General features: G+C 57.4%; 18 protein-coding genes and 2 pseudogenes. 15 read left to right on the plus strand and 5 right to left on the minus strand.

Annotated features, from left to right (window positions below; translation table 11 throughout):
* The first annotated feature begins 4 nt into the window (after positions 1–4).
* The 14 genes from ABB25_RS12310 (at position 5) to ABB25_RS12375 (ending at position 17,377) form a co-directional block, all read left to right on the plus strand.
* Complete coding sequence (locus ABB25_RS12310; RefSeq protein ID WP_057667216.1) at positions 5–1,501, plus strand: type I restriction-modification system subunit M; 1,497 nt, start codon at positions 5–7, stop codon at positions 1,499–1,501.
* Positions 1,489–1,851 carry a hypothetical protein gene (locus ABB25_RS12315; RefSeq protein WP_152981213.1) on the plus strand — a complete coding sequence of 121 codons (363 nt, stop codon included), beginning with the start codon at positions 1,489–1,491 and terminating at the stop codon, positions 1,849–1,851. The genes ABB25_RS12310 and ABB25_RS12315 overlap by 13 nt, the downstream gene beginning before the upstream one ends.
* The gene (locus tag ABB25_RS12320; RefSeq protein ID WP_057667221.1) at positions 1,848–3,359 is read left to right on the plus strand and encodes a type I restriction-modification system subunit M; all 1,512 of its coding nucleotides are present in this window, start codon (positions 1,848–1,850) and stop codon (positions 3,357–3,359) included. The genes ABB25_RS12315 and ABB25_RS12320 overlap by 4 nt, the downstream gene beginning before the upstream one ends.
* Entirely contained in the window at positions 3,356–5,281 is a 1,926-nt protein-coding gene (locus ABB25_RS12325) for an ATP-dependent nuclease (protein WP_057667223.1), read from the plus strand. The genes ABB25_RS12320 and ABB25_RS12325 overlap by 4 nt, the downstream gene beginning before the upstream one ends.
* Positions 5,278–6,954, plus strand: coding sequence for a UvrD-helicase domain-containing protein (locus ABB25_RS12330; protein ID WP_057667225.1), 1,677 nt, complete (start codon positions 5,278–5,280; stop codon positions 6,952–6,954). Before ABB25_RS12325 ends, ABB25_RS12330 begins: the two co-directional genes overlap by 4 nt.
* Positions 6,951–8,138, plus strand: a complete 1,188-nt coding sequence (locus tag ABB25_RS14625) for a restriction endonuclease subunit S (protein ID WP_152981214.1) — start codon at positions 6,951–6,953, stop codon at positions 8,136–8,138. The genes ABB25_RS12330 and ABB25_RS14625 overlap by 4 nt, the downstream gene beginning before the upstream one ends.
* Positions 8,128–11,115 carry a type I restriction endonuclease subunit R gene (locus ABB25_RS12340; RefSeq protein ID WP_057667226.1) on the plus strand — a complete coding sequence of 996 codons (2,988 nt, stop codon included), beginning with the start codon at positions 8,128–8,130 and terminating at the stop codon, positions 11,113–11,115. The genes ABB25_RS14625 and ABB25_RS12340 overlap by 11 nt, the downstream gene beginning before the upstream one ends.
* A 373-nt stretch (positions 11,116–11,488) precedes the next feature.
* Positions 11,489–12,445: a DUF932 domain-containing protein gene (locus ABB25_RS12345; protein ID WP_057667228.1), complete on the plus strand. Its 957-nt coding sequence runs from the start codon at positions 11,489–11,491 to the stop codon at positions 12,443–12,445.
* A complete protein-coding gene (locus ABB25_RS12350; protein WP_425477333.1) occupies positions 12,445–12,954 on the plus strand; it encodes a JAB domain-containing protein in 510 nt (169 codons plus the stop codon). The genes ABB25_RS12345 and ABB25_RS12350 overlap by 1 nt, the downstream gene beginning before the upstream one ends.
* A 122-nt stretch (positions 12,955–13,076) precedes the next feature.
* Entirely contained in the window at positions 13,077–14,066 is a 990-nt protein-coding gene (locus ABB25_RS12355) for a YqaJ viral recombinase family nuclease (RefSeq protein ID WP_057667230.1), read from the plus strand.
* On the plus strand, positions 14,060–14,947 hold the full coding sequence (locus tag ABB25_RS12360) for a recombination directionality factor (protein ID WP_057667233.1): 888 nt from the start codon (positions 14,060–14,062) through the stop codon (positions 14,945–14,947). The genes ABB25_RS12355 and ABB25_RS12360 overlap by 7 nt, the downstream gene beginning before the upstream one ends.
* A 326-nt stretch (positions 14,948–15,273) precedes the next feature.
* Positions 15,274–15,579 (plus strand): helix-turn-helix transcriptional regulator, encoded by a 306-nt coding sequence (locus ABB25_RS12365; protein ID WP_057636511.1) that lies wholly within the window; start codon positions 15,274–15,276, stop codon positions 15,577–15,579.
* Positions 15,579–15,923 carry a hypothetical protein gene (locus ABB25_RS12370; RefSeq protein ID WP_057636513.1) on the plus strand — a complete coding sequence of 115 codons (345 nt, stop codon included), beginning with the start codon at positions 15,579–15,581 and terminating at the stop codon, positions 15,921–15,923. Before ABB25_RS12365 ends, ABB25_RS12370 begins: the two co-directional genes overlap by 1 nt.
* Positions 15,923–17,377 (plus strand): YfjI family protein, encoded by a 1,455-nt coding sequence (locus tag ABB25_RS12375; protein ID WP_057667235.1) that lies wholly within the window; start codon positions 15,923–15,925, stop codon positions 17,375–17,377. The genes ABB25_RS12370 and ABB25_RS12375 overlap by 1 nt, the downstream gene beginning before the upstream one ends.
* Positions 17,378–17,503: 126 nt before the next feature.
* Here ABB25_RS12375 and ABB25_RS12380 read toward each other — a convergent pair whose 3' ends face one another.
* From ABB25_RS12380 to ABB25_RS12400, 5 genes and pseudogenes are all read right to left on the minus strand, one after another.
* Positions 17,504–18,313: a MobA/MobL family protein gene (locus ABB25_RS12380; protein ID WP_244477820.1), complete on the minus strand. Its 810-nt coding sequence runs from the start codon at positions 18,311–18,313 to the stop codon at positions 17,504–17,506.
* 136 nt (positions 18,314–18,449) lie between these two features.
* On the minus strand, positions 18,450–19,862 hold the full coding sequence (locus tag ABB25_RS14630; RefSeq protein ID WP_152981215.1) for a hypothetical protein: 1,413 nt from the start codon (positions 19,860–19,862) through the stop codon (positions 18,450–18,452).
* Between the two features lie 140 nt (positions 19,863–20,002).
* Positions 20,003–20,383 (minus strand): annotated as a pseudogene (locus ABB25_RS12390) (transposase); the annotation flags it as partial.
* A 297-nt stretch (positions 20,384–20,680) separates the two neighbouring features.
* Complete coding sequence (locus ABB25_RS12395; protein ID WP_057667238.1) at positions 20,681–21,982, minus strand: Y-family DNA polymerase; 1,302 nt, start codon at positions 21,980–21,982, stop codon at positions 20,681–20,683.
* Between the two features lie 38 nt (positions 21,983–22,020).
* Positions 22,021–22,464, minus strand: a complete 444-nt coding sequence (locus ABB25_RS12400; protein WP_057667240.1) for a LexA family protein — start codon at positions 22,462–22,464, stop codon at positions 22,021–22,023.
* Between the two features lie 208 nt (positions 22,465–22,672).
* Here ABB25_RS12400 and ABB25_RS12410 point away from each other — a divergent pair.
* A pseudogene (locus ABB25_RS12410) lies at positions 22,673–23,780 on the plus strand (IS3 family transposase); the annotation flags it as partial.

A 23,780-nucleotide genomic window follows, 5' to 3' on the forward strand; every position in this document is an offset into this window, starting at 1 on the left:
CTTTATGAGTACAGATTTGAATACTTCATCTGCATTGCAAAACCATCTGTGGGAGTCGGCGAACATCCTTCGCGGCCCCGTGGATGCCGCTGATTTCAAGACCTACATCTTCCCGCTGCTGTTCTTCAAGCGCATCTGTGATGTCTGGGACGAGGAATACCAGGAAATCGTCGATGAGACCGGCGATGAACAGTTGGCCTGGTACCCGGAATCCCATCGTTTCCAGATTCCTGAGGGCTGCCATTGGAACGAGGTGCGTGAGGTCGCCAGCAATGTCGGCGCTGCCCTGCAGCGCGCCATGCGCGAGATCGAAAAAGCCAACCCTGACACGCTCTATGGCGTTTTCGGTGATGCACAGTGGTCCAACAAAGAGCGTCTGTCTGATGCGCTGCTCAAGGATCTGATCGAGCATTTCTCGATGCAGCCCTTCGGCAACAAGGATGTAGATTCCGATCAGCTGGGTGATGCCTACGAATACCTGATCAAGAAGTTCGCCGACGCCACCAACAAGAAGGCCGGCGAGTTCTATACCCCGCGCAGCGTGGTACGCCTGATGATCGACATGCTGGACCCGAAGGAGGCAGACACGATCTATGACCCGGCCTGCGGAACGGGCGGCATGCTGTTGGCGGCCGTGGAGCACGTGCGCCAGACACACGGTGACGTCAAGCGTCTGTGGGGCAAGCTCTATGGCCAGGAAAAAAACCTGACCACCTCCTCTATTGCTCGCATGAACCTGTTCCTGCACGGCATCGAGGATTTCCATGTGGTGCGTGGTGACACGCTGCGCAGCCCGGCCTTCTTCGAGGGCGACCGGCTGGCCACCTTCGACTGCGTCATCGCCAATCCGCCGTTTTCGCTGGAAAAGTGGGGCGAGGACCTGTGGCTGAACGATCCCTTCGGCCGCAACTTTGCCGGTCTGCCGCCGGCATCCAGCGGTGACTTCGCGTGGGTGCAACACATGGTCAAGTCGATGGCCGACGTCAGCGGTCGGATGGCCGTGGTGCTGCCCCAGGGCGCCCTGTTCCGCAAAGGTGTGGAAGGCAACATCCGCCAGAAGCTGCTGGAGATGGATCTGGTCGAGGCGGTGATCGGTTTGGCGCCCAACCTTTTCTACGGCACCGGGCTCGCCGCGTGCATCCTGGTTCTGCGCAAGCGCAAGCCGGCCAAGCACAAGAAGAAGGTACTGATCGCCGATGCGTCGCGCCTGTTCCGCCGGGGCCGCGCGCAAAACTATCTGGAGCCCGAGCACGCCACCGAAATCCTCAGCTGGTATCGCGGCTTTGCCGATGTGCAGGACGCTGTCCGCGTGGTCAGCCTCGACGAGATCAAAGCCGAGGACTGGACGCTGAACATTTCGCGCTATGTCCTGCCGCCATTGCAAGAAGACATCCCACCGCTGCCCGATGCCATCGCGGCATTCAAGGACGCGCTCACCCGCTGCCGTGAAGCCGAAGAGCGGCTCGCGCAGGTCATGACTGAAGGGGGATGGCTCAAGTGACCAAACCCGCGCATCACCTCACGGATGACATCCTCGCCGCTCTCATGGCGCGCTACGAAACCGATCGCCTTGTCGTTTCAACCGCCTATGACGATGGGGGCACCGACTCCTTGAGAGGCCGGCTGGAGGGCGGACTGCTCAATCAGATGGAGAGCGGGGACGCCATGGCCGCGCGCTACGCCGTCTGGGCCAATACTGTCCGCGACAACATCATCACCGGCATGAATGCATTGAAGGCTGGCAAGTCGGACGAGGGCTATCGGCACCTGATTCACGCGGCCAACAGTTTGTCCGCTTTCTCGGACGCTCAGGCCTACCTTGATCCGCTCAATATGGGGAAGCGCACATGAGCCGCATCAGCCAACAAGAACTCGAAAGCTATCTCTGGGGCGCCGCCGTGCTGCTACGCGGCCTCATCGACGCCGGCGACTACAAGCAGTTCATCTTCCCGCTGCTGTTCTACAAGCGCGTGTCGGATGTGTGGGAGGAGGAATACCAGGCGGCCCTGGCCAACTCAGGCGGCGACCTCTCCTACGCGCAGTTCGCGGAGAACCACCGCTTCCAGATTCCTGAGGGCGCGCACTGGAACGATGTACGCCAGGCACCCAAAAACGTGGGCGCAGCCATCCAGAAAGCCATGCGCGCCATCGAAACCGCCAACCCGGATCTGCTCGACGGCATCTTCGGCGATGCCCCCTGGACCAACCGCGAGCGCCTGCCCGATGAAACGCTGAAAAACCTGATCGAGCACTTCTCGACGCAGACACTCTCGGTGGCCAATGTCCCCGAGGACGAGTTGGGCAACGCCTACGAGTACCTGATCAAGAAGTTCGCGGACGATTCCGGCCACACGGCTGCCGAGTTCTATACCAACCGCACCGTCGTCCACTTGATGACGCAGCTTCTAGCGCCGCAGACCGGCGAGTCGATCTATGACCCCACCTGCGGCACCGGCGGCATGCTTATCTCTGCGCTGGACGAAGTGAGGCGCTCAGGCGGCGAGTACCGCACGCTCAAGCTTTACGGGCAAGAGCGCAACCTCATCACCTCATCCATCGCCCGCATGAACCTGTTCCTGCACGGCGTGGAGGACTTCGAAATCATCCGGGGCGACACCCTGGCCGAACCCAAGCACATCGAAGGCGACCGCTTGCGTCAGTTCGATGTGATCCTGGCCAACCCGCCGTACTCCATCAAACAGTGGAACCGCGAGGCATGGAGTAGTGACAAGTGGGGCCGCAACTCGCTGGGTACGCCGCCGCAGGGCCGCGCCGATTACGCCTTCCAGCAGCACATCCTGACCAGCCTCACGGCCAAGGGGCGTAGTGCGGTGCTGTGGCCCCACGGTGTGCTGTTCCGTAACGAAGAGCAGTCCATGCGCGCCAAGATGGTCGAGCAGGACTGGGTCGAGGCCGTCATTGGCTTAGGCCCCAACCTGTTCTACAACTCCCCGATGGAGTCGTGCATTGTCATATGCAACCGCAAGAAGGTCGCCGCTCGCAAGGGCAAGGTGATCTTCATCGACGCGGTGAACGAGGTCACCCGGGAACGTGCGCAGAGCTTTCTGAAGCCAGAGCACCAGCAGCGCATCCTGAGCGCATACCAGACCTTTGCGGACGTGCCCGGTTTTGCCAAGGTCGCCACCCTGGCCGAGATCGGCGCCAATGCTGGCAACCTCTCGATCCCGCTGTACGTGAAGCGCATTGCCGCCGCCATCGCCACCGACAGCAATGGCGACGCGGTATCGCTACGCTCTACCTGGGAACAATGGCATACCGATGGGCGTGCATTTTGGCTTCAGATGGACGCATTGATGGAAACGCTTGATGGCCTTTCCAAGGCTGAGGACACCCAATGAAGCTTCAAACGATCCGGCTCTCGAACTTCCAATCCTTCGGAGCGGCGCCCACCGAAATTCGGCTGGAGGAGATTACTTACCTCATCGGCCCTAACGGCTCTGGCAAGACAGCAGCACTCCAAGCCCTTTGCCGTCTGTTTGCCTTTGATCCATCACTGCGCCGAATCCTGCGCTCGGACTTTCATGTCCCATTCAACGAGGCAGCGCCGCCTGCTGAGCGTCAGCTATGGATCGAGGCCGACTTCCTGTTCCCGGAACTTGACGAAGACGAAGACAATAGTACGGTAGCACCTCATTTCGGCCACATGCGCCTTGACGAAGCCGGTGGCATACCCCGTGTACGTTTTCGCCTGACAGCCACCATGGGACAGGATGGGGACATAGATGAATGCTTTGAGTATGTAACAGACCTCAATGCTGACGGAACTCCCTTGGTGAAGGCTACGGTTCCTCGGACGGATCGGAATCACATTCACGTCCACTACCTGCCTGCGCGCCGTGACCCCGCTGATCACATTGCATACAGCGCAAATGCTTTGCTTGGCCGCATGCTCCGCGCGGTGAACTGGGATGTAGAGCGAACTGTCATCAAGGGTCTGACAGATCAAATCAGCGACAGCTTGGCGACCAACCCATCAATCAATACGTTCAGCACAAGCTTGAAAACGACCTGGGGTGCTCTGCACAAGGGCAGCTTCTTTGCCGACCCAAAGCTCACTTTCGTAGCGTCTGAGATCGAGTCATTGTTACGTCACATGTCAGTATCATTCACGCCTGGCCATGACGAGCAGTTGGTCGATTTCTCACGACTGAGCGACGGTCAGAAATCGATGCTGTATCTGTCCCTCGTGCTGTCCTCACAAGCCATCGGTCGCGCTGTCCTGGCTGAAGATGACGATTCATTCGACGCAGACAAGCTGCGCCCGGCCGTGTTTACGGTCGTGGCGGTCGAAGAGCCAGAAAACAGCCTCTCGCCGCACTACCTTGGGCGGATCGTCAATGCGCTCAACGAGATGACCAGCGAGGGTGACGCGCAAGCACTGATTGCGACCCACGCGCCGTCGATGCTGAGGCGTGTCGCTCCGGAACGTATTCGCTATCTGCGGCTGACCCAGGAGCGAACATCGCGCGTCACGCACATTCAGCTGCCGGATGCTGGTGATGAAGCTCACAAGTTTGTGCGTGAGGCGGTGCAGGCCTTTCCGGAAGTCTATTTCTCGCGTCTTGTGGTTCTTGGGGAAGGCGACAGTGAAGAAATTGTTTTGCCACGCATCCTTCAGGCCAAAGGTGCGCCGGTCGATGAGTCAGCAGTCTCGATTGCACCATTGGGGGGGCGTCACGTTAATCACTTCTGGCGTCTGTTGTCCGACCTGCAGATTCCTTATCTGACGCTGCTTGATCTTGATGTCGCTCGTTACGCTGCAGGCTGGGGACGAATAAAGGTCGTCAACGATCAGCTGGCGAAGTTTGAACCAGCTAACGTGCTTCCTGAAGACTGGGGCCTGCCGAAATGGAACACCACGGAAGCCCCAGTTCGAACCCATCACTGTTTTGGAGGCGAGAAGAAGAGTGTCTTCCGTGAATTGGAAGGTCGCGGAGTCTACTTTTCTGAACCCTTGGACCTCGACTTCGCGATGTTGCTTGCCTTTCCAGAAGCCTATGGCGTCGAAAGGGATGAACCAGATGAAGCAATGATCAAGGCAGTCCTCGGGAAAAAGCACCACGACGCAAACCAATACACCAAAGACGAACAAAAGCTATTCAACACCTACCATCAGCGCTTTAAGCTCGGCAGCAAACCCGCAGCCCATATCGACGCCCTGGCTCAGCTGTCCGACGAGAAATTGCTTGCTGACATGCCAGCATCCTTGAGCAGACTGGCCGATGCCGTCATCGCCAAGCTCGCGGAGTTGCCGGAGTGATTGCAGTCGATGCCTGGACGCCTGCGGATGGGCTGACCCTTGAACCGAATGCATTACTGGCAGCCAAGGAGCGCGCGCGCAGTCTCGCGCTGACAGCAGGTCCAGGAGCGGGCAAGACCGAAATGCTTGCGCAGCGTGCCGATTTCCTGCTGAGCACTGGCACCTGTCGCTACCCCAAACGGATTCTGGCCATTTCGTTCAAGGTTGATGCCAGCAGCAACCTGAAAGAGCGGGTCAAGCGGCGCTGCGGTTCAGAGCTTGCCACACGGTTTGACAGCTACACCTTCCACGCATTTGCCAAGCGCATCATCGATCGTTTCCGTCCTGTGCTGACGGGCGAGTATGCGCTGGATGTTGGGTACAAAATTGCAGATCGAAAGCCGGGCCCATCACGGACCTTGATCGAGTTTTCCGATCTGGTGCCGTTTGCGATCGAGATTCTACGGAAGTCTGCAGTGGCGCGAAACGCCATCCGCCAAACCTACAGCGACGTTTTTCTGGACGAATTTCAGGACTGTACCAATCTGCAGTACGAGCTGCTCAAGCTCGCCTTTCAAGGTACCAGCATTCGCTTGACCGCTGTAGGAGATACCAAGCAGAAGATCATGGGTTGGGCGGGGGCCATGGACGGCATTTTCCAGGCTTTCGTTGCCGACTTTACTGCCGCCCCGCTCAATATGTACCGCAACTTTCGCTCAAAGCCGCGACTGCTCCGCCTGCAGAACGAAATCATTCGCAAGCTTGACCCGTCTTCCGTCATGCCCGATGAACAGCTTGCCGGCGACGAGGGCGAGGTATTCGCGTGGAGATTCGAGGACAGTCATAAGGAGGCTGACTACCTCGCAGACTTGATTGAAGGCTGGATAAAGACCGAGCAGCTGCCACCTGCGGAAATTGCAGTCCTGATTCGTAATCAGCTGGACCTGTACGCTGATCATCTGATGGCGGCGCTGGAGGCTCGTGGTATCCCCTTCCGTAACGAGCAGCAGATGCAGGACATCACGGTCGAGCCCGCTGCACGTTTGATCGTGGATTATCTCTCCTGCCTCTATGGTCGGCGCAAGCCCAAAGCCTGGGTTCGGCTCATGAACCAGCTCATCCCATTTGCCGATGAAGACATTCAGTCGAACGCGCGCAAGGACCTTGATCTCCTGATTAAGCAGCAACGAAAAGAAATAGCTATTGCCGAGCTGGTCGATGAGCCCTTTGCCGGCTGGTGGGAGTTTGTTCGAGCATTCCTGAAGCAAGTCCGTATCGAAACACTGGTGTCGCTTTCCCCAGACTACGAGTCGCACGATCGGCTGAAAGAAGTGGTTCGTGACACCAAGGCTCGTATCGAGGAGTTGCTAAGTCTGGAGCCCGACTTGCCCAAAGCTCTCGAGCGGTTCTCAGACGACCAAGCGGTGCGGATACTGACCATTCATAAGAGCAAGGGCCTGGAGTTTGATTCGGTCATCATCTTGGCCGTCGAAAACGAAATCTTCTTTGGCGATCAGGACGAAAACAGGTGCGCCTATTTCGTCGGGGTTTCTCGTGCCAAAAAGCGCTTGATCCTTACGCATGCCGATCAAAGGGAGCGCCCAGCAGGTCATACGAAGCGCTGGAGTGTGCAACGCACGGCTCAAAATGAATATTTCGGCTATGCCACGCAGTTTGTGAGACAAGAAGAATGAACAACAAGACATTAAAACCAGGCTGGCGCCGGGTGAAATTTGGCGATGTGGTACGTCTCTCGAAAGCCCGCAGCCAAGACCCGCTGGCCGATGGCATTGAACGCTACGTTGGCCTGGAGCATCTCGAACCCGGTGACTTGCGCATCCGCAGTTGGGGCAATGTCGCTGACGGCGTGACCTTCACCAGCGTGTTTCAACCGGGGCAGGTGCTGTTCGGCAAGCGACGTGCTTACCAGCGCAAGGTGGCTGTGGCGGATTTCTCCGGGGTGTGTTCCGGGGACATCTACGTGCTGGAGACCACGGATGCGCAGGTCTTGCTGCCGGAGCTGCTGCCATTCATTTGCCAGACTGATGCCTTCTTCGATCACGCTGTTGGCACGTCGGCGGGCTCACTGAGCCCGCGTACTAACTGGACGAGTTTGGCGGATTTTGAGTTTGCACTGCCGTCAATGGAGGCGCAAAAATTGATCTTGTCTGTGCTGACCAGCTACTCCGCACTTGATGACAATTACGCGTCCGCCAACCGTTGCGCCCTTGATCTATTGGGTTCGCATGCAAATGCAATTTTCTCAAATCGAAAATACGATCTTGTCTCATTCGAAAAGGTATTGACCCGGCAGCCACAGAGCGGGCTTTACAAGGCTCAGGAATTTCTAGGGCGAGGCACGAAGATCGTAAACATGGGTGAGTTATTCGGCTTTGACACGATTGAAAGTTCAATTGACATGAAGCGCATGGAGCTCACCCAAGAGGAAGTTTCAAAGTACCAACTCACCCCGGATGATCTATTGTTTGGACGGCGTTCGATTGTTCTCGAAGGCGCAGGAAAGTGTTCAATGATCGGAGACCTTCAGGAACCGGTAATTTTTGAATCCTCAATTCTCCGAGTGACAGTTAATCCCGAAGTCGTTCTTCCGCAATTCATCTTTGAATGGCTGAGAAGCCCCAAAGGCACTCAGCAGATCACCCGGATAAGAAGCTTTACTACAGTCGCAGGAATTGCCGGGTCAGATTTAAAAAGAATCGTTGTACCTGTGATGCCAATCAAAGAGCAACTTGCGATCAGCGATGAGTTGTCGTCAATAAGAGCTTCCGTGGGTGCGTTAAGTCAGCGTCAAACGGCAAATAGGGCTCTCAAGAAAACAATTTTGGAAGAAGTTTTGGGGGGCTGGGATGTTCACTGAATCAAACACCGTCGAAGCCTACGTCCGCGATCTGCTCGCCGGCCCGATCAAGACTGCCCCGGCCAACACCGTCCAGGAACCCCAGGCCAGCTACGGCCCCAGCCCCAAGGGCATCGGCTGGCGCTACGCCGCCCCGGCTGAGGTGCCGCGCCAGATTCAGGAAGTGCTGGTTGAACCCTGGCTGCGTGAGTCGCTGATCCGCCTGAACCCCGAGATTGCCGCCCAGCCCGACCGCGCCGACGAGGTGCTCTACAAGCTGCGCGCCATCGTGCTTTCGGTGCGCTCGGATGGCCTGATCCGCGCCAACGAGGAAATGACCGCGTGGATGCGCGGCGAGCGCTCGATGCCCTTCGGCGCCAATAACGAGCATGTGCCGGTGCGGTTGATCGACTTGGACGACCTCGCGCAGAACCAGTACATCGTCACCCAGCAGTACACCTACCGCGCCGGCCCCACTGAACGCCGGGCTGATCTGGTGTTGTTAGTCAACGGGCTGCCGCTGGTGCTGATCGAGGCCAAGACGCCGGTCAAGAAATGCATCAGTTGGGTCGATGGCGCGGTGCAGGTGCACGACGACTACGAGAAGTTCGTACCCGAGCTGTTCGTCTGCAACGTGTTCTCGGTGGCCACCGAGGGCAAGGCGTATCGCTATGGCTCCATCGGGCTACCAGTCAAGGACTGGGGCCCTTGGCATCTGGATGGTGATGGCGAGGATAGTCAGCACCATCCGCTGAAGTCGCTCAAGCTGTCGGCCGAGAGCATGCTGCGCCCGCATGTGGTGCTGGACATTCTCGGCAGCTTCACCCTGTTCGCCACCAACAAGAAAAAGCAGCGCATCAAGATCATCTGCCGCTACCAGCAGTTTGAAGCAGCCAACAAGATCGTCGAGCGCGTGCTGGCGGGTTATCCCAGGAAAGGTCTGATCTGGCATTTCCAGGGGTCGGGCAAGTCGCTGCTGATGGTGTTCGCTGCGCAGAAGCTGCGCATGCACGCAGGATTGAAGAATCCCACTGTACTGATCGTGGTGGATCGCATCGATCTCGACAGCCAGATCACCGGCACCTTCACCGGGGCGGACATCCCCAATCTGGAAAAGGCCGACAGCCGCGAGAAGCTGCAGCAGTTGCTGGCGCAGGACGTGCGCAAGATCATCATCACCACGATCTTCAAGTTCGGCGAGGCCACCGGCAGCCTGAACGACCGCAGCAACATCATTGCTCTGGTGGACGAAGCTCACCGCACCCAAGAGGGTGACCTCGGCCGCAAGATGCGTGAGGCCCTACCCAACGCGTTTCTGTTCGGCCTGACCGGTACGCCGATCAACCGTGCCGACCGCAACACCTTCTACGCCTTTGGTGCCGACGAAGACGAGAAGGGCTACATGAGCCGGTACGGCTTCGAGGAGTCGATCCGCGACGGCGCAACACTGAAGCTGCACTTTGAACCGCGCTTGATCGATCTGCACATCGACAAGGCCGCGCTGGACGCCGCCTACAAAGACCTGACCGGCGGCCTCTCGGATCTCGACAAGGACAACCTCGCCAAGACCGCCGCCAAGATGGCCGTGCTGGTGAAGACGCCCGAGCGCATCCGCAAGGTTTGTGAGGACATCGTTGAGCACTTCCAGACCAAGGTGGAGCCCAACGGCTTCAAGGGCCAGATCGTCACCTTCGACCGCGAGTCCTGCCTGTTGTTCAAGGCCGAGCTGGACAAGCTGCTGCCGCCCGAGGCCACAGACATCGTGATGTCGGTGCAGGCGTCCGACAAGAAGGAGCACCCGGAGTACGCGCCCTACGACCGAAGCCGCGACGAAGAGGAGCGACTGCTGGATCGCTTCCGTGACCCGGCCGACCCGCTGAAGCTGATCATCGTCACGGCCAAACTTCTGACGGGCTTCGACGCGCCCATTCTGCAGGCCATGTACCTGGACAAGCCGCTGCGCGACCACACGCTGCTGCAGGCCATCTGCCGAGTGAACCGCACCTACTCCGAGCAGAAGACCCACGGCCTGATCGTGGACTACCTTGGCATCTTCGATGACGTGGCAGCGGCGCTGGAATTCGACGACCAGAGCGTCAAGCAGGTGGTCAGCAATATCCAGGAGCTGAAGGAAAAGCTGCCCGAAGCCATGCAGAAGTGCCTGGCCTTCTTCCCTGGCATTGATCGTGAGCAGCAAGGTTACGAAGGTTTGATGGCGGCGCAGGAGTGCTTGCCCAACAACGAGGTGCGAGACAACTTTGCTGCCGAGTACAGCGTGCTCAGCAAGATCTGGGAGGCGCTGTCACCGGACACCGTTCTGGGCCCTTTTGAAAAAGACTACAAGTGGTTGTCTCAGGTCTATCAGTCGGTGCAGCCCTCCAGTGGGCATGGCAGGTTGATTTGGCACTCTCTGGGCGCCAAAACCATCGAGCTGATCCATCAGAACGTCCACGTCGACGCGGTGCGGGACGATCTCGACACATTGGTGTTGGATGCCGATCTATTGGAGGCAGTGCTCTCGAATCCCGATCCTAAAAAGGCCAAGGAGATTGAGATCAAGCTGAGTCGGCGTATGCGTAAGCACGCAGGCAACCCAAAGTTCAAACAGCTCTCCGAGCGGTTGGACGCGCTGAAAGACCGCTTCGAGTCTGGGCAGGTCAACAGCGTTGAATTTCTCAAGCAACTGCTGGAGATCGCCAAGGAGACGCTGCAGGCCGAAAAAGAGGTTCCGCCCGAAGAGGACGAGGATCGCGGCAAGGCGGCGCTCACTGAACTATTCAACGAGGTCAAGACGGCCGAGACGCCCATCATGGTCGAACGCGTGGTCGCGGACATCGACGAGATTGTGCGACTGGTCCGTTTCCCGGGCTGGCAAGGCACGCAGGCCGGTGAGCGTGAAGTCAAGAAGGCCCTGCGCAAAGCCCTCTTCAAATACAAGCTGCATGCGGATGAAGAGCTGTTCGAGAAGGCCTACAGCTACATCCGGCAGTATTACTAAAGGGGGCGGAGGATGACCACTCAGACGATAGATAGTGCACCGCACGCAACCTCGTTGGGGCCAGTTACGGATGCGTAATATAAATAAATTCAGATACATATCATCCAGTTGATGCCGGTGGTTGCTGGCTTCGCGTGTAGATGCTCCGCAATGAAGCATCTTCCTTGGGTATGGCTGTATGAAAGAAAGATCCGATTGTCTGTACTGTGTTTTGGTTGTCGCAGCCTCCATTATCGCTGCGGTTGCTCGGTGTGCTCTGTCTTCGGGCAGTGAAGACATCGAACCCTTTAATTGATACTGCATTGGCATACGCACAAGGCCCGGCATCGTCCGGGCCTTGTGCGTTTGTGCCCTAAGAAACGAGGAAAATACGATGCATCTGGTTGAAACAATGGCTTATGCGGGTGCTAAGCCGTGGCATGGTCTGGGCAATAAGCTTGAACAGCACCAGCCCATTGAGGTCTGGAAGCGTCAGGCAGGCATGGATTGGCAGATCGAGGACTCCGAGGTCCGTTTCATCACGGGTAGCAATGCCATCGGTGCCATTCACTCATTCCCGGAGCAGAAGGTGCTTTATCGCTCCGATACCAGGGAGCCGCTGGCTGTCGTCTCCAAGCGGTTCAAGGTTGTCCAGCCGGGAGAGATCCTGGAGTTCTACCGTGATCTGACGCAGCACAGTGGCTTTGAACTGGAGACGGCGGGGGTGCTCAAGGGTGGCAAGAAGTTCTGGGCCATGGCTCGGACGGGCCAGAGCACTTCGCTGAAGGGGCGTGACCGGGTGGATGGCTATCTTTTGCTTGCTACTGCCTGTGACGGCACGTTGGCCACCACGGCGCAGTTCACCTCGGTGCGCGTGGTGTGCAACAACACCTTGCAGATCGCTCTGGGGGACAGCAGCGGAGCCATCAAAGTCCCGCATCGTAGTCAGTTCGACCCGGATGCTGTGAAGCGCCAGTTGGGGATCACCGTCTCGACCTGGGACAACTTCGTGTCTCGCATGAAAGCCCTCTGTGACCGTCCAGTTGACCCCGATACGGTCGATGGTCTGTTGCGACGGGTGCTTACCTACCAAGGCCAGGGCACCACCGCTGAGGTCGTCAACGAGCAGGCGCTGGCCAGTGTCCGTGCTCTGTATGAGGGCGGCGGTCGTGGCGCGTTGTTGCCTTCCAGCCGTGCAACGGCTTGGGGCGTACTCAACAGCGTCACGGAGTACGTTGACCACCACCGACGAGCCCGTAGCGATGATCACCGCCGTGATGCGGCATGGTTCGGTGCTGGAGCTCAGCTCAAGCAGCGCGCGTGGGATGAAGTGATGAAGTTGGTGGCCTGATGGAAGCGCAGGCCTATCACATGACCACATCAGGGGCCGGATCCAATGAGGAGGAGAGCAGGATCCGGGTACGTGAGGACAGGACGATTGCGAGGGCGCTGCAGATCCTGCAGAAACGGGCATCGTTGCCAGGGGAGGTGCTGGGAGGAGCAACCCAGGGTGCATTGTTCTTCCGGCTACGTCTGGGGGGCGAAGACCGCGAGCATTTCGAGGTCGCCTTTCTCAACACGCAGTTCCAGCTCATCGCAGTTGAGCGGCTTTTCTCAGGGACGATTGATGCAGCGGAGGTCCATCCTCGGATCGTGGTTCAGAGGGCACTTGCCCACAATGCATCGACGGTACTCATGGCTCACAACCATCCAAGCGGTAGCTTGCAGCCATCTGCGTCAGATCGGGCAGTCACGGCGCGGCTGAAGGCTGCCTTGGACACCGTGGACGTGAGGCTGTTGGACCACTTCGTCGTAACCACTCATGAGGTGGTCTCGATGGCCTCTCAAGGCATGGTCTGACAGACCTGCAGCGAGCAGTGCTGTCGCTTCGCTCATCCATCTTGCCCACATCGATAGCTTGAAATGAAAGACCTGACCAAGGCCGCCCATCAAGGCGGCCTTTTTTATTCTGGAGATTGCCAATGAGCAAGCACACCGCGTTGCGTTTGGTTGATACGCGTTCACTGGATCGCCAGCAGTGGCTGGAGGTCCGCAATGGCGGCATCGGTAGTTCGGATGCCGCCACCGCCGTGGGGTTGAACCCTTACAAGAGCCAGCTGGAGCTGTGGCAGGAGAAGACGGGCCGCAAGCCAATGGAAGAGATCCCCCCTGGACAAGAGGATCCCCGGTACTGGGGATCCCTGCTCGAACCCATGGTGGCCACGGCCTACCAGGAGCGCACGGGGAACCGGGTACGCCGGGTCAACGCCGTTCTGCAGCACCCGACCTTTCCGCACATGCTGGCCAACCTCGATCGAGAGGTAATTGGTTCCCCGGGGGCCCAAATCCTTGAGTGCAAGACAGCAGGGGAGTTCGGCTCTCGGTTGTGGAAAGACGGGGTTCCCGAGTACGTGCAGCTGCAGGTACAGCATCAGTTGGCAGTGACGGGGAAGCAGGCAGCAGATGTGGCAGTGCTGCTGTGTGGCCAGGCGCTGAGGATCCACCGTATTGAGCGAGACGAAGAGATCATCAGCCGCTTGGTGGTATTGGAGGCGCGGTTCTGGGAGCACGTCATCAATGACATTGAGCCACCAGCCGATGGCTCGGAGTCAGCGGCCAGGGCGCTGCGGAGCTTGTACCCAGGCAAGGACACCGTTGTCGATTTCAGTCAGGACCCGGAATTGGTCGAGACCTTCACCAACCTGGTCTCGTTCACTGAGGCAGTTGCCGAGCAGGAACAGCAGGTAGAACTGCTCAAGCAGACGCTGCAGCAAGCTATGGGGGACGCTTCCATTGCCCGGTTCGGTTCACTGGGAGAAGTCATCTACCGCCGTAGCAAGGATGGCACGTTACTGGATACCAAGCGGCTCGCAGCCGAGCACCCGGAGATCGCTGCGGCCTACACGGTAGTCCGTCCGGGATCGCGCCGATTCCGGATCAACACCACGATCAAAGAGGTCACATCATGCTGAAGGGACTGGCCATAACGCCGCCCGTGATTGGGCGTATTTCCATTGGCCGGGTAGTAGAGCGCAATGGCAAGCGGCTACCTGAGAAGGACGATCAGTTCACCCTCACCAGCCAGGTACAGAACCGGGGGGGCTGGGTGCTGCACCCGTTGGATGAGGAATTGCGGCAGGCATCGGACGGTAACAAGCTGAGGTCTATTCCAGTGCGCCTGCTCTTCGACGATCCAACCCTGAACCTCCGGGCTGACTACTCGCTGTTCAATCGCGAGAACGGAAGACCGCTGTGTGTAGGCAACGGAGACACCTGCCGGCGAGCTGGCCCTGAAGGCATGGAGACGTTGCCCTGTCCTGGTCCGGATGGGTGCCAGTTTGCCAGTGGTGGCTGCAAAGCCTATGCCCGCTTGAATGTGGTCATTGGGGACGGGGAGGGGGATGCGATGGGCAGCTTTGTTCTGCGCACCACCTCCTACAACACCATCCGCACACTGGCAGCACGGCTGCACTACCTCAGTGCAGTGTCAGGTGGCCGGCTGTCTTGTCTGCCGCTCGAGCTGAAGCTGCGGGGCAAGTCCACGACGATGAGCTATCGATCAGCGATCTACTACGTCGATCTGGTGGTTCGGAGCGGGCTGACGCTCGAACAGGCTGTCGCAGAGGCGGTTGAGCGACACGCAACAAGAGCTGCAGCGGGCATCGACCAAGCGGCCCTGGATGAGGCGGCGAGACAGGGCTTCGCTAACGGGGCCTTCGAGGACTTGGATGAGGACGTGCCGGCTGTGGTCGAGGAGTTCTATCCGTCAGGTCACGGCGAGGTTGAACAGGGTCCTGCGAACGGAAGTCTCAAGGACAGACTGGAAGCGCAAGCGTCTCGGTTGGTGTCGTAGGAGAGCAGTACCGGTACGGATCTGTATCAGGTACGGACAAGAGGCAGTTCAGGTCCTGAGCGGACATCGGATGGAACGGACCGGTTTGTGGGCGCAAAGGACGAGACATGCCAGGGAGCGAAAGCTCCCTGGCTTTGTAAGTACATGATTTTTTTATGAAATGAGTACATTCGTGCGGTTACGGGTAGTGACCAGATCAAATCTTGATTTTTTTTGCATGGCTCAGGGAGACCTGTTCGGTTGAAATCTCCTCCACTGGAGCACGGCTCCAGTCAGGAACCGGCCGTTTTCCTACACACGTACTTTCACAACGTTTAGGAGTCAACATGCAGCACAAGATGAATGGCCTGCGCCACGGCGCGGACAAGAGCCCGACTTTGTCCAATGTGAACCAGACGGAATGCAAGGCCGGCTGGCCGGATAGCCCGACGCTGCGCTTGAAGGAGCTGATCAAGCTGCTGCGTGTCAGCAGGAGCAAGGCCTACGAACTCATGAAGTCCGATCCGGACTTCCCGAAGGGCATTCCGCTTTATGACAGCGAACTGTCCCCGAAGTTCTACTGGACGCATGAGGCCATGGCATGGGCTGAAGGGCGTGCCGTCAAGTTCCGCCGTGCGAAGGAGGCGAAGTGATGATGACTAATTTCGTGAGCCACACCTCGCCGCTTGACGCACTCACGCACGCTCTGGGTGAGCAGTTGTCCAAGGGGAAGAACAAGCTTGAGCAGGATTTCAGGGAGGCCTATCCGATCCTGGAAGAGCACATAGCAAGGAAGATGCGCAAGAAGGTCTTGGTAGATCAGTTCAATGCTGCGTACAAGCATGAGCTGAACCTGATTCAGTTCCGAAAGCTGCTCAAGGAGGAGCGTGCTCGTCGCCATGCGGAGGGCGATGCTGCTCGGTGCCAGAGCTGTGGCCATCTGTTGGTCGAGGCTGAAGAGCAGACCGCGTTTGGCGCGGCAGAGGAGGATGCATGATGACTACCCATTGGCAGCGTTATGCCCCCAAATATCCCCTGGAAAGCTTCCATCACATTGCGCGTGAGGCTGGTCTTGAGCTCTTCCGCAACGTGCAGGTTCCTGATGCCATGGTTGGCATGGGTCTCATCAATGCCATCTCGATGGCATGCCAGGGGCTGATTGATGTCAAGTTGCCGACGGGCCAGATCAGGCCCGTAACGCAGAACTTGATGCTTGTGGCTGAGTCAGGTGAGCGCAAGTCGACGGTGTTCGAGCTGCTGCAGGCACCTTTCCGCGATGCAGATACGAAGGCGATGACTGCGTTCAAGCAGCAGTCAGAGTCTTATGAGATCGAGCTTGGACTCTGGATGGCCAAGATGAAGGGCCTGAAGAGCGCGATCAGTAAAACGGTTGCCGGTGGTAAGTCTGTGGAAGCACTGGAGGCACAGCTGAAGGAGTATGCAGAAAAGAAGCCTCTGCAGCCTCGCCTTCGTTGCTTCCTCAGGCAAGACATAACGGCCAAGGCCATCATGGAAGCTGTGCAGGGTGATGGTGAATCGATCGCCATCACGACTGATGAAGGTCACATGCTGTTCAAGAGCGAAGCAATGGCGAATGTGGGCCTGCTCAATCGTCTCTGGGATTCGCCAGGAATGATGCCGTTGGATCGTGCGGAGAACGAGCATCTGATTGCGATGAATCCGCGCGTTTCTGTGAGCATCATGACCCAGTACGAACCGTTCAAGCAGTTCCTCAATAGGCGAGGCTCTGTTGCAAAGGGGAGTGGACACTGGGCACGCTATTTGGTTGCGTGGCCTCGCTCCATGATGGGCTACCGGCGAATCGAGGACGTAGAACCGGTGTGGGAGCATTTGCCGGCATTCCATGAGCGAATCGCGGAGCTGTTGTTCAAGTACAAGGAGCGGTCAGCCTCGGGCGCCATTGCTCGTGAAGTGGTGTGCTTCTCCATCGATGCTAGGGCACGCTGGGTAGAGTTGGCATCAGAAACTGAGTCTCTGCTGCGCGACGGGGAGTACTTGAGTGATATCAATGACTTCGCGGCAAAGATCATGGAGATCGTGGCACGACTCGCTGCATCGATGCAGTACTTCAGTGGAGAGGGCGGTGACATCACCCTCGATACGATCAATCGTGCCTTCGACATCGTTCGGTGGCATGTTGATGAGTACAAGCATCTGTTCTCGCCTGCGTTCGTGATGGCTCAGGACCAAGTTGATGCCCAAGCACTGGATAGTTATCTCTTCACGCGGTGGTGGCAGGGGCGTTATTCCGATACATACGCACCTAAGAATCAGATTTTGCGCTGTGGACCTGTACGTGACCGAGCAAGGCTGAATGCAGCTATCTCGGTTCTTGAAGGCCAGGGAGCAATTCAGATCTGCAGTGGGTACCGGGACAAGAGGACGTATCTGCTCTTGATGAATAACTACTTCGATCGGAGGGCGCTGTAAGCGGTCTTTATACCAAGGGAGCCCCGGCGATAGGCCGGGGCTTTTTTGCTGTGGTCAGTAGGTGCCATTGCGATTCTGCGACTTTGTCGCATAATCACTGGGTGAGGTACTGGCCTCTACCCGGTTTTAAGTGACTGAAGCTACCTGCGCTTCTTTACGGCATTGAGCATACTGTGACTTCTCTGCATCTGCCATCTCCTTGACGAAGCGTTGGCCGAGGTGGCGCTCCGGTGACCTGGTAATGCCCTGGTCGCGCAAGCTGCGGTGGTCTACACGGGCGGAGTATCCGTTCTCAGCAAGGAACTGATTCTGGGTGTCCGCTACAAGCTTTCGCTGTGCAGTCACCTGCTGCTTCAACTCCATTGGGCTCTTTCCGCCACTATCCTTGCGGCATCCGCCTGCGGAAGGGTTCTTGGCGTTGTAGCGGGCGAAGGTCTGTTCAGGTGTACGGGGGATGCCATCAGGCAGTCTGTCCGAGCACATCAGATGGATGTGCGGGTTCGGATCGCCACCGAGTTTTCCTTCAGGTGCATGGAGCGCGTACTGGTACGGTTTAATTCCTGCCAGGTTCTTTGCGAGCCGTTCGGCAAGTTCGGTCTGTAGTTGGGTGCTGAGCTCACTCGGTAGTGCGATTTCATGCTCACGGTAGACTGCTCCATTGGCGCGCTCATGCTTGTCAGCAATGCTCCAGAAATGTTTCGGATCGTTGTCCGCCCATTCCGGCATGTTCCCGTGTCCTGTATGGACAAGGTCTTTCTTGTCACTATGTGATCCCTGTCTCTCGATGTAGTTGGCGTGCCTGCGAGCACTTCCTTTCTTGCCGCTTTTGATGCTGTAGTGGAAGCTTGCCATTGATGTATCACCCTTTCTCCATGAGGAATAAAAAAGGCCGTCGAGGGAATTCTCGACGGCCACTGTGGAGATGAGTTGTTGCATAAACTTAATAGTTCAGAAGAAAGGGTAAGTGCGCGTGCTCTTTCTCTCTCTATCCGATGCATCAGTTAATTTATGTTCTGTGCTATCGGACTGCGTTTTCCATCTCCATAGAGATAAGGGTATATTCAGTTAAAATTTATTTATCGTGATTCAGGTGTTTGATCGCGATGTCCTTGGCCATATCCATGCAGACGTAGTTCATCGCTATCACACCCGTGACAAAGCCGACAATGTCGTTGACCTCAACTAGGCGGAAGTAGGCCCTTAGACGAGAAATCTGGAGCTGCATCCAGGCGTGATGGCTCTGCGTTGTTCCTTGGAATGATGCTTGGAACTCATAGAATCGATTAAGGTAGATCTGAATAACGCCCTGGTGCTGATGGGGATCGTTCTTCCTAAATCCCTTGTCATAGAGCCTCTGTGGATCCTTTCCTTGTTCACTTTGTCCGTGCCAATACGGCTTGTAGTCATCACCTGCCTCTTGCTGATACCGGAACGAGCACAATGCAGCCACGATGTCATGAATGGAGATGACCTGGGCATCGGGATCACAGCAGTCGAATGAGCGGTAGGCATGTGAGGTCAGAAGTGCTCTGGACCTGACTGTATTTTTCTTCAATAGTAACGGTGATGTGTCAAAGCCGGTGGCAGCCTTCACCAAGGCTGCAACTTCCTTAGGCCAGCCAAAGACTAGATGGTGAAAATTGTTGATAGAGAAAATCTTCGTCGAAGGGGAATGGTGGGCGTTGGCTTCCTTGCGCAATATTCGAAAGAATTTCTCCATGATTTCCTTAGTTTGCCCGATTTCTTTTTTGATTCGGGTTTCATTAAGGTGTAGTGGATAGTGATGGACGAAGTGTCGGAATGCTAGCGTTTCTAAATATATGAATAGAGCTTCATGCGCATGTGTTTTCAAATCTGAATTTCGACGCACGCCTAATGAATTCAAAAGCTTTGAAAGCTTGGTATACGCGCAAGCAAGTGTATAGTCATCGCCGCGTATTGAGCTCGTTAGGATATGTCTTGCTTCATCGTTGGCGCGCTCGGAATGTAACAGAAGTTTTTCCGCTGAGGTGTGTAGCTCCTTGTTGCCAAGCATGTTGTAGAAGAGCCTCAGCTTCGCGGGGTCAACTTCTATGGATAAATTGTTCGTAAGTAAATTAATTATTGCTGCGGCATTCTTGTCTCGTGGTATGGTCGTGCCTGTGCTGAACTCCATCGTCGCTTCGCCCTCGCTTGGCGGAGCAATTAAATTAAGTAGATGCTTTCCGCTATTAGCGTCTGTCACATAAAGCAGCTTGATGGTTTTTAAAGTCGAGAAAGGCACCCTTTGGGTACTGTCTTTTACCTTGACATCAATAGCTTGTTCTAGGAAATCGAGCGTCCTCCGTAGATCTCTTGCTGCTATCGGCTCGCCACCTTTCTTGATGTACTGAGCGTTGAGCTCATTTATAAGGCTTCCGAGGGTGCTTGTTTCCTCACTTGCCCTGAAGTCGAATACTGACTTATCTTTCTCGAACTTGCTCTGCTCCGTGAGCCTCTTGGTCATCATTCAACCTTCTTTGTTGGTAAAGCATTTAAATTTTGGATTCAATATTAATGTGTGCCATCGTCAAATCCAATGTTTTGATCTGCGAACGAATGTAATAACCCGCCGGTTTCTGGCCAATTGCGTAAGCTTCCCCGGCAAGTAGACACTTCAAAAATAGAACTTTTGGCGACGTGTTTGCGGTACTCGACGGGCGTGAGGTCGCCGAGTGAGTCGTGGGGTCGATGCTCGTTGTACTCGAGCATCCACCAGTGGGCGGCCTCGCGCACGTCGTCGAGGCGCGCGAACAGGTGGCGGTCGAGCACTTCCTCGCGGAAGGTGCGGTTGAAGCGTTCGATGTAGGCGTTCTGGTTGGGCTTGCCAGGCTGGATGTACTGGATGGCCATGCCGTTGGCCTTGGTCCACTGCACGAAAGCCTCGCCCAGGAATTCCGGTCCATTGTCGGTGCGCAGCACCTGCGGCAGCCCATGGTCGCGCTGCAACTGCTCGAGGATCCGAACCAGCCGTAGTGACGAAATCGAAGCAAGGTAGACCAAGGTACGGCCACGCCAGCACAGCCCAGAGAACGAGCCCTGCGGTTACCGGCCGGTACCAAGGCGGGAGACCATTGCCCTACATGCAGACGAGGCGTCATCCAGTCGAGGAACGGGCGAAATGGTCCGTTCTTGGGCTGCTCCGGCTTCTGGGAAGGCTGTCGGGCGACAGGTAATGTTACTGGGACGGAACAAGGCAGATAAACGAACCCATGGTCGAAGCTACGCTGCAAACCCGGCGTCTGCAGTTGCGTTCGGGATGAACAACCTACTGAGAGATCACAGCTAGCGAACCCGAAGCAGGTCGCTCCACTTCGTCGTGTAGTTGGGTGACAACGCCTGCAGCGTGGGGCGCCATTGGGCATTGTTTGCACCATGGCGTCGCTCTCCCGGTCTTGCTCCACCAACTCGCCAGCCCACGTTGCCTACTCCCACAGTGCCTCTGCCGAACTTCGCATTGATCTGGTCCAGCACGGCCATGGTGCGTTCGGCTTTCTCGTTAGGGCCAACGAAGAGGTCTGCCTGACGGGCTTCAGCCTGTAACAAGTTGGTCAGACCCACACCTCCACGTTTATAGGCCTGGATGCCTTGGCCACGGTCTGCCTGATCCATGATCGACTTGGCCAGGCGTCGCACTGTCCGTAGGACTTCCCCTGTGTCCTGCGTAGGAAAGGGGAAGGGTGCGGCTCTGCTGGCATGGAACGAATCGCCCTTGAAGGGGTTGCCGTCCAGCCAGACCCACAGTGCACCTGCCGCTTGGCTTCGCTTGCGTAACTTCTCGCAGGCCACGCTGCAGAACGTGGCCAGGGCCTCCATCGGGTCGGTCACGTCACGACCAAAAGTACGGCTGACCACCAGTTGCTGGCGTTCGGGTTCTTCCAGTTCCAGATCGCTGCAGGGAATTCCCCGCAGCTCCATTTGGGTGCGGGCCAGAACTACCCCATAGTGCGCACGAACATGGTCGGTGGGGAGTGCGGCCAAATCTGCAGCAGTTCTTACCCCTTCGCCTGCCAGGCGTTCGGCGTACCGCCTACCCACTCCCCACACATCCTCGACGGCCAGAGCGTTGACGTTCTGTGCGGTGGCATGGAAGACGGCCAAGGAGCCCGCATGGACGGCACGCTTGGACTGGTCCTTGGCGAGCTTGTTGCCTGCCTTGGCCAGGGTGCGTGTGGCACCCAGGCCAGCGCAGCAGGGAATGCCCACCCATTGCAGGATACGTTCGCGTGCCTCAATGCAGGCCGCAACAGGGTCTTTGAGGCCTTCCAGGCCGACGAAATTTTCATCGATCGAATAGATCTCCACCCTGGGGAAGAGATCCTGAAGAATCGTCACAATCCTGGCTGACAGATCCCCGTACAGCGCGAAGTTGGCTGACCTGACGAAGACCTGCTTTCTGATGTCCTTGGGGACCTGGAAGATGGGCATACCCATCTTCAATCCCAAGGCCTTCGCCTCTGGCGACAGGGCTATACAGCATCCATCGCCATTGCCAAGCACAACAGTGGGTTTGCCTCGCAGCTTGGGGTCGAAGACCCGCTCGCATGAGACATAGAAGGTGTTGCCGTCGATAAGTCCGTAGCGCATGCGGGCACGGTACGGGGCTCATGTATCAGGAGTTGAGATCAGAGGTGCTGGGTGATGGAACTGCGCACCACCCCCCAGATTTCCAGCTCGACATCCTCTGGCACGATGATGGAGGGATATCCGCTACCGCTGGCCAGGACCATGCAGTTGTTACGTATGTAGAGCTTCTTGCAGACGAAGCCGCCCTCCCACAGAGCCACGACAGTGTGCCCAGGCCGTGGGCTGATCGAACGATCGACAACCAAGAGATCGCCGTCGTGGATACCGAAATCGGCCATCGACCCGCCGCAGTCGGCCTGCACAAGGAACGTAGCTGGTGGGTTAGGCACCAGCTTGGCATTGAGATCCAAGCGGTCCTCTTCCCGGAAGAAGTCTTCGGCAGGGCTAGGAAAGCCGCAGGCTGCAGTCGAGGCTAGAACAGGTAGGTGTAGGGATGGCAAGCCGTCCCGGACAGGTAGAGCTATCGCAGGCAGAGTCATCATTGGTATGGCGCTCCATAGTCGTGAGTTGGAGCTAGATGTAGGCTTGTTAGTTATATTACTAACAAGTCATTTGAGGCAAGCAATTGAGGAGCAAAGTGGCCTCGACCTGGCTGGTAGGGCGGCTCCCAACTCCGCACTGATGCTCCGGGTTCACCCCCGTTTTCACGGACACTTACAAGAAGGCCGATCGAGGCCATGAGGAGTGTTCATGTCAAAGCGTCGCAAGTTCAGTGCCGAGTTCAAGCGTGGCGCGGTGGAGCAAGCCAGTCGGCCCGGTGTCAGCTGCGCCCAGGTGGCCCGTGAGCTGGGCATCCGTGACAGCCTGCTGACTCGCTGGAAGCGGGAGGCACAGGCGGTGGGAAAAGCCGCCTTTGTTGGCACCGGTAGCCCGCGTGACGAGGAAGTTGCCCGGCTCAAGCGCGAGTTGGCCCGGGTCACCAAGGAGCGGGATTTTTTGCGAGAAGCGGCGACGTTCTTTGCCAAGGCATCATCCTGAGGTATCAGGTGATCGAACGTTGCCGCGATGAGTTTCCGATTCGCCTGATGTGCCGCTGCCTGCGGGTGTCGACCAGTGGCTACTACGACTGGAGCAAGCGACTGCCCAGTGCCCGCCAGCACGACAACGAGCGCTTGCTGAGCCGTATCCATGCGCTGCACCAGGACAGCCGGGGCACGCTGGGGGCCGGCCGCATGCAGGAGGATCTGGTCGAGGAAGGGTTGTTAGCCAGTCGAAATAGGGTTGCCCGGCTGATGGCGTTGGCAGGCCTTCAAGGCTGGCCACGCCCGAAACGGCGTGGCCAGCGCGCTCAACCGACACTGACGCCGCCGGGCGTGCGCAACCTGCTGGAGCGTGATTTCAGCGCCTTGGAGCCGGAAACCAAGTAGGTGACCGACATCACCGAGATCAAGACCCAGCAGGCCAAGCTGTATCTATGCGTCGTGCTGGATCTGTTTGATCAGCGCATTGTGGGCTGGTCCATGCATCATCGGCAGGACCGGCAGATGGTGATCAGAGCGGTGCAGATGGCGGTTTGGCAACGGCAGGAGCGGCATCCGCTGATCCTGCACTCCGACCGCGGCAGTCAATTTCGTAGCGGCGATTACCAGGGCTACCTGGCCGCCAATGGCCTGCTTTGCTCGATGAGTGCGGTGGGGCATTGTGGCGACAATGCAGCCTGCGAGGGCTTTTTCGGATTGCTCAAGCGCGAGCGGATCTATCGCACAACGTATCCCACACTCGATGCCGCCCGGTCCGATGTGTTCGAATACATCGAGCGCCGCCACAACCCCAGGATGCGACGGCGACGGGTCAAACA

This window comes from Stenotrophomonas koreensis, from assembly GCF_001431525.1.
In the GTDB taxonomy this organism is placed as follows: domain Bacteria; phylum Pseudomonadota; class Gammaproteobacteria; order Xanthomonadales; family Xanthomonadaceae; genus Stenotrophomonas; species Stenotrophomonas koreensis.

Excerpts from the sequence above, each read along its gene's own strand:
- ABB25_RS12375 (WP_057667235.1), top strand. The coding sequence starts at position 15,923 with ATGACTACCCATTGGCAGCGTTATGCCCCCAAATATCCCCTGGAAAGC.
- ABB25_RS12315 (WP_152981213.1), top strand. The coding sequence starts at position 1,489 with ATGGCTCAAGTGACCAAACCCGCGCATCACCTCACGGATGACATCCTC.
- ABB25_RS12400 (WP_057667240.1), bottom strand. The coding sequence starts at position 22,464 with ATGATGACTCTGCCTGCGATAGCTCTACCTGTCCGGGACGGCTTGCCA.
- ABB25_RS12340 (WP_057667226.1), top strand. The coding sequence starts at position 8,128 with ATGTTCACTGAATCAAACACCGTCGAAGCCTACGTCCGCGATCTGCTC.
- ABB25_RS12350 (WP_425477333.1), top strand. The coding sequence starts at position 12,445 with ATGGAAGCGCAGGCCTATCACATGACCACATCAGGGGCCGGATCCAAT.
- ABB25_RS12355 (WP_057667230.1), top strand. The coding sequence starts at position 13,077 with ATGAGCAAGCACACCGCGTTGCGTTTGGTTGATACGCGTTCACTGGAT.
- ABB25_RS14630 (WP_152981215.1), bottom strand. The coding sequence starts at position 19,862 with ATGACCAAGAGGCTCACGGAGCAGAGCAAGTTCGAGAAAGATAAGTCA.
- ABB25_RS12380 (WP_244477820.1), bottom strand. The coding sequence starts at position 18,313 with ATGCAACAACTCATCTCCACAGTGGCCGTCGAGAATTCCCTCGACGGC.
- ABB25_RS12370 (WP_057636513.1), top strand. The coding sequence starts at position 15,579 with ATGATGACTAATTTCGTGAGCCACACCTCGCCGCTTGACGCACTCACG.
- ABB25_RS12395 (WP_057667238.1), bottom strand. The coding sequence starts at position 21,982 with ATGCGCTACGGACTTATCGACGGCAACACCTTCTATGTCTCATGCGAG.
- ABB25_RS12345 (WP_057667228.1), top strand. The coding sequence starts at position 11,489 with ATGCATCTGGTTGAAACAATGGCTTATGCGGGTGCTAAGCCGTGGCAT.
- ABB25_RS12320 (WP_057667221.1), top strand. The coding sequence starts at position 1,848 with ATGAGCCGCATCAGCCAACAAGAACTCGAAAGCTATCTCTGGGGCGCC.
- ABB25_RS12365 (WP_057636511.1), top strand. The coding sequence starts at position 15,274 with ATGCAGCACAAGATGAATGGCCTGCGCCACGGCGCGGACAAGAGCCCG.
- ABB25_RS12360 (WP_057667233.1), top strand. The coding sequence starts at position 14,060 with ATGCTGAAGGGACTGGCCATAACGCCGCCCGTGATTGGGCGTATTTCC.
- ABB25_RS14625 (WP_152981214.1), top strand. The coding sequence starts at position 6,951 with ATGAACAACAAGACATTAAAACCAGGCTGGCGCCGGGTGAAATTTGGC.
- ABB25_RS12325 (WP_057667223.1), top strand. The coding sequence starts at position 3,356 with ATGAAGCTTCAAACGATCCGGCTCTCGAACTTCCAATCCTTCGGAGCG.
- ABB25_RS12310 (WP_057667216.1), top strand. The coding sequence starts at position 5 with ATGAGTACAGATTTGAATACTTCATCTGCATTGCAAAACCATCTGTGG.